Source organism: Spirosoma horti (assembly GCF_054776595.1).
In genome coordinates this window covers 1-10,737 of sequence record NZ_BAAHBQ010000020.1, presented here as the reverse complement: position 1 = coordinate 10,737, position 10,737 = coordinate 1, and the positions used below count along the sequence as shown (strand labels likewise).

General features: G+C 42.8%; 11 protein-coding genes. 6 read left to right on the top strand and 5 right to left on the bottom strand.

Annotation, left to right across the window (positions count from 1 at the left end):
- Window positions 1–166 precede the first annotated feature (166 nt).
- On the top strand, window positions 167–1,144 hold the full coding sequence (locus ACYVAM_RS31630) for an IS110 family RNA-guided transposase (protein ID WP_461074160.1): 978 nt from the start codon (window positions 167–169) through the stop codon (window positions 1,142–1,144).
- A 245-nt stretch (window positions 1,145–1,389) separates the two neighbouring features.
- A complete protein-coding gene (locus ACYVAM_RS31625) occupies window positions 1,390–1,653 on the top strand; it encodes a hypothetical protein (RefSeq protein WP_461074159.1) in 264 nt (87 codons plus the stop codon).
- On the opposite strand, the gene ACYVAM_RS31620 is transcribed toward ACYVAM_RS31625, so the two are convergent.
- The 3 genes from ACYVAM_RS31620 to ACYVAM_RS31610 form a co-directional block, all read right to left on the bottom strand.
- A complete protein-coding gene (locus ACYVAM_RS31620; protein ID WP_461074158.1) occupies window positions 1,650–1,874 on the bottom strand; it encodes a hypothetical protein in 225 nt (74 codons plus the stop codon). The two genes, ACYVAM_RS31625 and ACYVAM_RS31620, sit on opposite strands and share 4 nt — an antisense overlap.
- A 42-nt stretch (window positions 1,875–1,916) precedes the next feature.
- Window positions 1,917–2,099 carry a hypothetical protein gene (locus tag ACYVAM_RS31615; RefSeq protein ID WP_461074157.1) on the bottom strand — a complete coding sequence of 61 codons (183 nt, stop codon included), beginning with the start codon at window positions 2,097–2,099 and terminating at the stop codon, window positions 1,917–1,919.
- A gap of 606 nt (window positions 2,100–2,705) precedes the next feature.
- Window positions 2,706–3,641 (bottom strand): replication initiation protein, encoded by a 936-nt coding sequence (locus ACYVAM_RS31610; RefSeq protein ID WP_461074156.1) that lies wholly within the window; start codon window positions 3,639–3,641, stop codon window positions 2,706–2,708.
- Between the two features lie 664 nt (window positions 3,642–4,305).
- On the opposite strand from ACYVAM_RS31610, the gene ACYVAM_RS31605 reads away from it, so the two are divergent.
- A complete protein-coding gene (locus ACYVAM_RS31605; RefSeq protein ID WP_461074155.1) occupies window positions 4,306–4,926 on the top strand; it encodes a BfmA/BtgA family mobilization protein in 621 nt (206 codons plus the stop codon).
- 5 nt (window positions 4,927–4,931) lie between these two features.
- Here ACYVAM_RS31605 and ACYVAM_RS31600 read toward each other — a convergent pair whose 3' ends face one another.
- Complete coding sequence (locus tag ACYVAM_RS31600) at window positions 4,932–5,462, bottom strand: hypothetical protein (RefSeq protein ID WP_461074154.1); 531 nt, start codon at window positions 5,460–5,462, stop codon at window positions 4,932–4,934.
- Between the two features lie 178 nt (window positions 5,463–5,640).
- On the opposite strand from ACYVAM_RS31600, the gene ACYVAM_RS31595 reads away from it, so the two are divergent.
- From ACYVAM_RS31595 to ACYVAM_RS31585, 3 genes are all read left to right on the top strand, one after another.
- A complete protein-coding gene (locus ACYVAM_RS31595) occupies window positions 5,641–6,519 on the top strand; it encodes a DUF5712 family protein (protein WP_461074153.1) in 879 nt (292 codons plus the stop codon).
- Between the two features lie 35 nt (window positions 6,520–6,554).
- A complete protein-coding gene (locus ACYVAM_RS31590) occupies window positions 6,555–7,001 on the top strand; it encodes a response regulator (protein WP_461074152.1) in 447 nt (148 codons plus the stop codon).
- A gap of 2,326 nt (window positions 7,002–9,327) precedes the next feature.
- A complete protein-coding gene (locus ACYVAM_RS31585) occupies window positions 9,328–9,627 on the top strand; it encodes a hypothetical protein (protein ID WP_461074151.1) in 300 nt (99 codons plus the stop codon).
- Between the two features lie 282 nt (window positions 9,628–9,909).
- On the opposite strand, the gene ACYVAM_RS31580 is transcribed toward ACYVAM_RS31585, so the two are convergent.
- Window positions 9,910–10,482, bottom strand: coding sequence for a chemotaxis protein CheB (locus ACYVAM_RS31580; RefSeq protein ID WP_461074150.1), 573 nt, complete (start codon window positions 10,480–10,482; stop codon window positions 9,910–9,912).
- Between the last annotated feature and the right edge of the window lie 255 nt (window positions 10,483–10,737).

Sequence of the window (10,737 nt, the reverse complement as noted above, 5' to 3'; positions counted from 1 at the left end):
AACCTGTTTAACATGTTTTGACTCCCGCTGGTGAATTTTTAAGCCTGGACAGTTCAATTGGTGAAAAACCGCGTATGCTATGCTAGGGTCTAAAATTCAAGGCGTCTTTTCCCGGTTATCTCTTTCTTTTCCCCTTTGTAACTATCTATTTCTATGACAACTTACATTGGTATTGACCGGGGCCGCCCGTGCGGTCTCCAAAGATAGCCTATCGGTGGCTATTCCAAAACCGGGAACAGGCTGGAAAATGAATAACTATGTCAACTCACCAGATGGCATTCGCTCGCTATTAAATCAACTTCCCGAACATGCCCATTGTGTGCTAGAAGCAACTGGTTCGTATTCTGTTTTGGTGGCCTATATGCTCACCCAAGCCAAGGTGACGATATCGGTCATTAATCCAAAGCAGAGTCATCACTTCGCGAAAATGCATTTATCGATCACTAAGACCGATCCGAGTGATTCTATTTTATTATCTGAGTACGGACGAGTAATACAACCGCCTGTTTATCAAATCAGTAATGACAACCTATTATTGCTTAGACAGAAACGAACGTTGTTGCGACAATACCAAAAACAGAGGATAGCTTTGCTTAATTTATTCGAATCGTTTCAGCCTTTGCCCTTAAAAGATGCGACCGTTCAACAGAGTTTGCAACAGATGATTGCTCATTTTCAGGCGGCTATTGCTCAACTAAAGGCAGAAATTAATCAAGTTTGCCAAGCTGATTTTGCCGATCAGTACAAGCGTTTACGGTCCATAAAAGGTATTTCTCACGCCATTGCCACCGCCTTAATTGAGACTACAAATGGGTTTCGTGACTTTGCTTCCGCTAAGGCTCTAGCTAAGTATATAGGCGTAGCCCCTATCATTTACCAATCAGGCAAGGTAGGAATTACAAAGGGTATTAATCGCTCTGGCGATGCTCATCTAAGAGGCCAATTGTATATGGCTAGCTTGTCAGCCATTCGCTACAATAAACCCTGTCAAGAGTTTTATCAACGCCTTAAGGCAGCCGGAAAGGCATCCAATGTTGCGTTGATGGCTGTTGTTAATAAATTGCTTCGTCAGGCATTTGCAGTGGTTAAATTCGATGAAGATTTTAATCCGAATTATCAACCCATTTTGCGGTCGGTTGCTTGACTTTTAACACAGTTCATGATAAGTAAGACACCTTGTAAGACAGGTAACTAGGTTTGTAAGACAAATTCTCTAAATTGTAAGACATCTAATTTTAATGTAAGACATTTCTCATACTTTGTCTTACAAACCTGTTTTTTGCTGAAATTTTATTAATTATGTGTCTTACATAGTGTAAGACACAGATGCAGCTTGATCCTTATAACGCTGATACACAATCAGATTCGACGACCAGAAGTAGTGGTCCTGTGACTTGGTCAATTCGAGGAGTTGAACGGGATACACGGTCTATTATTGAGAAGGCCGCTGAGCGAGCTGGTAAAACAATGGGGCAATACATCAATGAGGATGTCCGCAGCTTAGTACAGGGCCAGCTAACCCAATCTCAATTACCAGCAGCTCCGATTGATATACAAAATCAGATTGACCACCTGACCAAAATTGTAGAAGGGATTGCGGAACGGATGCCTGAACAAGGCCGAAAATCGTTTTGGCAACGCTTATTCGGCTAAGTATTGCGATTGGCTAAAATCTCGTTTTTAAAATCTTCAAAAGACCGCGTTGGCTCGTTACGACGTTCTATCGAATCAAGAACATCAAGGAGTTCGTAAGCGTCATAAGCTTTAGCTCTACCGGCTAAGACGTTATTTAATTCTTCGACGGCTTCTCCCAGCTCATCTAGAAATAAGGCTTTCGACTTAGATTTTCCTAAGACTTTATGCTGATAGCTCATAGATAAGTTGTTTACCGTGGTATAGGCTACAGACCTGGCGAATCAGCCTTTCATCGGCACGATTTCGCCTTCATCGTTTTTGGTATACCAAGTGCCATCCACGCGAATCCAGGGCCCATTACCTGGCAGTGGTCCATGCTGTTCAGTGGAGATAGGTTTACTAACCGAACCTCTTTTGGACCGCTTCAATGTATTGCTGATAATCGGTGATGTGTCGGCTTTCATAAGTGATGTAGGTTGACAGGATAACCGCAAATAAGACTGAACGATTCTCCTGTCGATGTTCTAATGTAAAGATAGTCAAATAGTGTTTCTCATTCCAGTAGGCTATTGCTTGGTACTTGTTAGGCGATTTAGGCACGGGTTTGATGACAACGTTACCTGATAGCATACGGGAGACATCAGCAAACTTAAGATTATGTATCCGTTCATTGGGATTGGTCTTTACCAAGTCTGCTCGATAATTCTCCATAAAATGATCACAATTCACAGTCTGCCAAAAAATCTCGGCTCGTTCTGTCCCATAACTAGGTGGTAAAAAAAGGGTTGTGTTCTTGGGTAGATGGTTGGATTTCAAGATAGTTACAATGTAAAGTCTTTCTGCTTGATTACCCACTGAGTTACATGCCAACAGCGGTTGCTTGGCGTTCTTGGACCAATACTTCGTCCATACGTCGATTTTCTTCGTCGGTAAAACCCAGATCTGGTATAATGAATGGCTCTTTTGCGCAAACCTCATCTAGGAATCTTTCTACACCCCACCGGCGAATGTCTTCAGGACTGTAACTATTCGCCCCCGGCCGCATAGGTGGAATTGGTTCGAGTGGTTTTTTAGGCTCCATTTGTTTCTCCTTTTACCGTTTGTAGACCGAACACTTTGGCCGTATAGCTGCCAATGTTCTTAACCTTTCCGTCAGCCGCTTTTGCTTGGATATCATAAAGCTGTCGATTGATAGTCTCAACAGAATGTAAGGCCATAATTTGATCCGCTTGATCAACCCGTAATCGGAATTGCTTAACCAATCGCTCGTGTAGATTCACCAAAGGAGCCGGCTCAGCTTTGGCCTGATAGAATACTTCAAACTCTACTTCAATAACCGGCTTACGGCCTCTTCCTGGGCGATCTCCGTAAATGGGTTTATAAGTGAACGACAGATCCGTGTGTCCGTTAATTTCCTTACTAGCTACGTCAAGAATGGCTTTCTCAAAGTGAGTCCATTTGCTATAACTATCCTTTCCTGTCTTTGGATCAATAACCCAAAGCATTGTTTTTAGGTCAGTCAAGTTACGCCGAAAGGTCTTATTTGGCATGTTTTTGAACATGCACAATAATTCATAAACACGTTTGGCATAAGCTGAATTGAGCGAGATAGCAGCTGCCAATTGGATCTTGGTAAACTTTTTATTCAAGTCTACATAGAAGGGTCTTACCTTCCGAGATAGCTCAATTTCTATAATACCAGTCCCTATCTTGTATTCAGCCGAAGCTATGAATGTAGCTTGTAGAAGATTCCCGTTGGGAAGAGTCGTTTCAAACACACGTGTCAGAAGCTTACGAGCAGCCTGCTTGTAAGCATCGAACTTAAGCTCTTTCGAATTAGATATTTCAGCCATCTCTTTGACTGACACTTGATACATCTTAGTTTCTGAATCATCGGGGCGAACGCTAGCTACAACCATATATAGCAAGTTCTTCTCGGCTTCAGTCATTTCATAGCGAGCCACGGTCAAAGCGTTGTCCTGCCATATTTCTACCGCCTTACTCATAACATCCACAATTGATTATCAAGCAAATATAAAAGTTGTTTTTTTATATTTATATATAACTTTTAAAAAAAACTTATTACCGACCAAACTACAACTTATTAAGCCTACTTCACCGACCAAACTACAACTTATTAAGCCTACTTCACCGACCAAACTACAACTTATTGCCGACCAAACTACAACTTATTAAAGTTATCCACAGCTTAATAACCTGAAAATCTGATAGTTATAAGCCTTATTTTTCGCTTCAAGTGTTTAACAAGTGATATTTGAAATACACAAGCACTTGTCTCGCGTGCGAGCGCATACGTACACGCGCGAGGGATTGCCTGATTTGAAGTGATTTGACAGGTACGGTTTTAGAAAGTAAAAACGGGTAAACTAAAAAAATAGGTGAAAAGGGGAGAGAAGACGAAGCAGGAAAAACTAACAAAAAACAAAGCGCGAAGCGACGACGAAACAAAGCGCGAAGCGGTCTTATAAAGAGCAAGCGGGAATTACGCTACGCGATAATTCTCACTTGCTCTACGAGGTCTCTAGTCTGATAATCAGTTATTTAGTAAAAATTTTTACTATTAGTTAGTAAGCAAAAAGTATATTTTTAATAGAAAATGCCTTTTTTTAGCAAATTAAGGCTGTTTTTGATATACTAAAGCGCTTATTTATGGATGTGAAAGCGAATAAGTCGGTTCGGTTCGATTCGGATACTGACTTGAAATTCAGTAAGTTAAGCGAAAAGCTAGGCCGCTCGAAGCAAGAGTTGTTTGGGCAAATGGTGGACTATTTCTACAAGTCCAAGAAAGATCCGGCGGATCTGAACGACGAATTACTCAAGAAAGAGCTGGGGCAGGGCATCAACCGGATTATCGCCTTCATCAAAACCCAGGAGAAAGAAGCGCTTTCCCCCATGCTAGCTGATCTGGCTCAGTTGCAACGGGGGCTGAGTCAACTTAGCCAGCAGCACAGCCGCTTTTTCCACATGAATGAGGAGCAGAAAGTAGATGGTTTTTTTGCCGTTACCCAACGGCGACAGATGAAAGAGCACCAGGATGGGCAGGCGAAGCAAGCCGAAATAGCCCAGACGCTCGCAGATTTGCTCGCAGAGACAAAATCTCACCAAAAACAGGTACGACTACAGTTCGAGGAAAAGAAGGGCTTAAAAGCAAAGTTTATGGCTATCCTTGAGCATTATGCTTTGCAGCGAGAAGCACTGAACGCCATTACCCAAGGGCGGCTTATTAAAGAACTCCATGAGAATGCCCGTAGTCAAGTCAATAATCTTTAATTTTTTTATCGGAGATTAAGCGCCTTTCGCCAGCTAGTTTGCTCGGAAGCTAGAAGAGCTTGATAGCGGTTCAGAGTAAGCGTGAGTAGATGAATAATTCTACTGCTATAGGGCTCTCGAAGCGCCTCTACCTGAATTTGACTTAACCGTTGTTGCGTTTGGTCAATGGCTTGTTCCAGCATGAGCATAATCGTTTCGTGACGATCGATCCGTTGACTCCTCTGGTCGAGAACCCACTGACGATAAGTAGAAGGGTTGAGGGGCTCGAGGAGTTTTCGCCACTCTTGCTCTAAGGCGATGATCGCTGATGAGACGGGTTGGCCATCGAAGGCATCAATGGGAAGCTCAATCGTACAAGCTCCGTCAAATACAACCGCTTTGGTCAGAACGTACCCTTTGGCGGCTATCTTGTTGAGCGCATCAAAGCCTTCTTCTAAGGTGCTCTGCTGGTAATGAAACTCACGCGTTTCTCCCTGCTGATTGAGTGTAGTTAAGCGAAAAATCATTGGTATTTTAGCTGTAAACCTCTTATTCACAACCCTATGAGTGGATTTTGAAAAGGTTAAATCAATGAAATTATGAACATAGCCCCCTTGTCATTACGAAAATAGGCATCGCCTGTTGATCATGCTGCGGCATCTGGGATAATTTCTTTACGTTTTTTAGTCAATGGACCTGATAGAATAATTCATCAGCATAACCCTTTTTTCAAGCATGCCCCACATCAACGTTACCAGTAGTAGCAGTGGCAGCAATACCGGCAGTTGTGGCCAGCTGGTGGACTACCTGGAGAAAGAAAACAAGCTGAAGCCTGAGCATCAGGCTGAATTGTGGTTCAACCAGGGCCGTGACGATCTGCGGCCCTACGAGGTGCGTCAGGGCATCGACTCGAATACGGCCAAGCTCAAACAGAGTGAAGCCAAGTTCTACCTGGTCAATATCAGCCCGTCCCAGAAAGAGCTACAGCATATCGGCAATGACCCCCAGAAGCTGAAAGAGTACGCTCGTGGAGTCATGGCTGAATACGCAGCCAACTTTCAGAAGGGGTTAGGGCCGGACGATGTGAAGTGGTACGGCAAAGTGGAGTACAACCGGGACTACAAGTGGACCGATCCGGAAGTGAAGCAGGGCTTAACTCAACGAGGCGAAGCCAAAGCTGGCCACCAGATGCACGTGCAGATCATTGTGAGCCGCAAAGACAGCCACAACCAACGGTTACTGAGTCCATTGACCAACCATCGAGGGCAGGGCAAGAGCGAGGCCCATGGCCAGAAGTTTGGTCAGTTTAACCGGGTCTCCTTTAAAGAGCGCAGTGAAGCGGCTTTCGATACCCAACTGAATTACCGCCGGGAGTTGGAAGAGAGTTTCCGGTATCAGAATACGATGAGCAACGGCACGGTTCAGGAGCGGGCCGCTATGACACTGGAGCTACGTGATACGCAGCACGAACGACAACAGCAACTAGCTACCGATCTACAGCGGACTGAAGAGCTACGCTTAGAGCAAACTCAGAAAGTAGAGCTAAGCTACCAACGAGAATTAAGTAATCAGCAAGAGCAGAAGCGTAATGGAGGGTTAGGTTTAGGTATGTGATCAATTAATCCTTACTTTGATTTTCTTTACTTACTATGGCCGCCGTGTTTCCTATCCTGTTGGTCGATGACGACCCTAATATCGCTGATATTCTGAACAAGGCCGCCAAAAGCAGGTTTGTTGAAGCTGAGTTTATTCACGTCTACAGTTTCGTAGAAGCCGCTAGTTATTTGGAAGGATTGCAGGGGCATGGACCTCGCTTGGTCATCGTGGATCTTGACCTACAAAGCAACCTGACGGGACTTGATTTTATAACGCTTATGCGTGGTCATCCCCAGGGGCGCTTAGTTCCCATTATTGTGCTTTCGGCTAGCCAAGACCAAATCAAAGCAATGGAAGCCTACATACGCGGAGCTAATTCCTTTACAACTAAGCCGTTTAGTTATGAAGACTGGAAAACTTACGTTAGCGAACTTCGTGCCTACTGGTTTGAGACAGTCACAACACCAAAACTTTGGTTTAATAATGAGTCTCATAAGTAGCGTATAATTTTGTACTTTTTTAAGGGTTGTTATATAAGGATTGTTATGTTAAGAAACTATTCTAAGATTAACCACCCTGTATAAGGGCTGAAAATAGGCCCGCTTACCTTGCAGAAAGACCTTATTAAGTTAGCGCTAGATTGCTAAGTGAAGTCACCGGTAAAAGAGAAGCCAAGCTACATTAAGTGGCCTGGCTTTTCTTTTGCACTAGGTACAACTTTAGGACTGCGTTCTAAGGGCGCCTATACCTGAGTCGGTGAAATTTACGATTACATCGGTAACACCGGTAAGCCTGAAGGGGAATGAAAAAGAACACGGAACGCACCATACTTCCCCGAGGTACTCGCTCAACGGCAATAGGGTTCTTACAGCGTGGGCAGCATATAGATGTTTGTTGACTTTGAGGAGTAGGCCATGAAGCCGTATCGGATAATGAGGAATCACCAACCATAATAGATTTACTTACGTGTTGTTACGGTTGGTAAATTTATTTAATAACGCACTTATGTATATATTTAGATAATATAATTACTAATAAATATACTAAGTGGTAGTATTGTTATCCTTTTAGTAATCATATATTTATACTCGTGCACAAATAGAATCGAAAAGTGAAGTACGCCAGTGATAACGCACTATTCTTGGAGCACCGTCATAGTGCACTGTCTACGAATTCTATCCACACCATTCGGGTATCTTGTATAAGTGGTACAATACTTTCGTATAGGACAGTCAATGGGCTAATTATTAGATAGTTACAACGAAGATTTCATTTTAACGCGGGGCCGCCCGGCGATCGATTAATTGAAAAGGGAAAGGTTCAACAAAATCTCATCTCTTAAGCCATTAAAATTGTTTCATATTGCCGTTTGCGAAATCAAATCGCTTCGGCGATCCGATTCACGAAACCTGCGCATTTATTGAGTTTCTTGAAAGGAACCGGGCCGCCGGGCGGTATACGTTTTGAGTAATTCAGGTTTGATAGCCCTAAAATTCTGCTTGTAAATAGCTTAATTACAATTAGTTATAATCTCAGGTGAAAGTAGTGTACCACTTATACGGAATACCCGATTATTCGAAGAATCAGGCTCCTCCCATTAACACACCGACGAGGCTAAATGGGGAATCGATCTTTTTTTATCGCTTGCCAGAACGCCCAGTCATTAGGCTATAAATAGTACTTCAAATATTGCTACCGGCTGAAACATGAAGCCAAGGATGTTTGGGCTTGCGACAGCCTATAGAGCAGAAGGCGGGAAGGGTACTCAGAATGAACTGATTTTGCTAAAAGTAGACTAATTTAGATTAACTCGTTATAAAAAAAATAATTGAAGATACCTCAAGTTTTAGATCTTCCGACAACTAAATTAACCTGAATAATAGAATAGCATTTCGGTAAAATTTACAGAACTAGTTTGCTTTACCCATGTCTTTCGGCTTGAATAGCATTAAGTCGAGAGACGAAACCAGGATTCGCCCTTTAGCAAGCACACGTAAAAAACAAGCTCTTTACTGTTGCGCGTCGTGTGTTTGATTAACCATGCTGGTTAAGTTGTTTACTGTTACAGGCTTATATTAGGTTAATCCTGAAACAAACCATATATTTATCCTCTGATTATCAGCTACTTCTTAGGATATAGCCGACAGCTATATTCGACCTGTATGAGTGATTCATCCGATAAGAAGCTTCTAAGTAACACTTCATTTGACCAGCTGTTAGGCAAATACCTGGATCAGGTGAAAAGTCGATACGAATCCAATAAATCCTTGCAAGAGGCCATCAAGCTACTTCAAAAGAAGCTTTCCAAGTAACCTGGCTATCAGTTAGCCAAGGGATAAATGTGTAAATGGTACCCTCTTTTCCCAAGCTCTTATGCCAAATCACCTCTTCATCACTCCATACGCATCTGATAGTTGGGCTATTCGGCAAAATCTAGACGCGAAGGAGTCATCTATTCTAGTCATAGATCGGAAAAACCCCAATCATATTATGGAAGCTAAAGCTTACGGAAGGGATGTAAACGGATCAACCGATAGCCTAAATCAAAACCGGGTTGTATGTACCACATTTGGCAACGAGCTAGAGCGGTACGAATATGACATCGATGACATTGCGATTTATCGAAGCTTATAGTCCCAACGACTATTCATTGCCTTGGTGTAGCTTTTCGCTTCTTTTCATTTAATCAGACCTAAGACAGACCCTGGTAGGGTATTTTAAAGTACGAATACAAGAATTCCGGGTATGGCCCTTGTGTAATTATTGACTTATAAAAGATTACCCACTCTGGACTTTTTTCATGTCATTCTTCATGTCCATATTCCTATGACACCTTTCGAAGAGTTTGAAGCGCTAGGCCGAATATTTAAGATAATTAAGGGGTATCGTCAGCAGCAAGCAGATAACCTTGATCCGATTAACGGAGCCTTGGTCAAGGAATACATGGTTAAACATTTACTCAGTCAGGATTTACAACTCTGGCTTCGATTAGAGCGCCAAGATAGTTTAGCGGACTTTTTGCATGGTGCTAACCTTGACTGGAGTCTTAAGCATCTTTTGTGTCAGTTTAAACGCGTGGCTCATGGCTTAAGTGAATCCTGGCAACAGTCGCATAGCCTGAATTGATCTCTAAGTAGCAGAGTATCGTCTTTATCGGGCCTGTGCTTCCCGTAGTGATTTTGTCCGCGCCATGGTGACCCCGTTTTGCGGAGCAGACCTACTCATAGGTTTGCTCAAAAGACTCTTCCACTGGAGGATTCCCTATTCGTGTCTTGATGTTGTCCTATTGCTGAACTAGAGAGCAACCTCATTAGAAAGAGAATAATGAGCTTCATAGAATGGCTAATATATAGTCAGACAGGCGACCTCTAATTCGTTGTATAAGTGACAATATGTTAACTCTATTGATTAAGAAACAAATTCTATCAAAGCCTCAGCTAAGCGTTTAGGGGATAACACTTCAATAGGATGATCTTTCAAAATGGCTGACTGAGGCATACTAGCGAATTGAGCTGTTTGAGGATCTTGTACCATGACCATGCCCTGCTGATTATGGATCTGAATCGAACCTAGTGTACCATCGGAGCCCGCTCCGGAAAGCACAATACCAATTGCATGAGCCTTTTGGCCGTTAGCCAGTGAACGAAAGAAGATATCAACGGCCCAGTTGCTTCGATCCTCCCTTAGTCGATCTTGTAACTGCAAACGTCCTTCGTCAATGGTCATCATTTTATTGATTGGCAATAGATAAACGCAATTAGGTTTTACTTCCAGGTTGTCGGTAGCCCAGTGAACGGGCATGTTCGTATGTTTAGCTAAGAGTTGGTCCGCAATGCTGATGTAATCCCGATTTAGATGCTGAATGACGATAAAGGCAATGCCTGAGTTCGCAGGTACAGAATCGAAAAAAGTCCACAGGGGCTCATGCCCGCCCGCTGATACGCCAATGGCAGTGATGTAAAACTCAGATTCATAGGGCATGATATAAATGTTGTTGTATAATCAATCTTATAGTACGTTTGAACTGGATTGAAAAATACTCAAAAAAGGCAGTTATTCAGCTGTGATTTGAGCCACCAGCGGAGGTAAGTCCGAAATCTTATTAGCTAAACCTGTTTAACATGTTTTGACTCCCGCTGGTGAATTTTTAAGCCTGGACAGTTCAATTGGTGAAAAACCGCGTATGCTATGCTAGGGTCTAAAATTCAAGGCGTCTTTTCCCGGTTATCTCTTTCT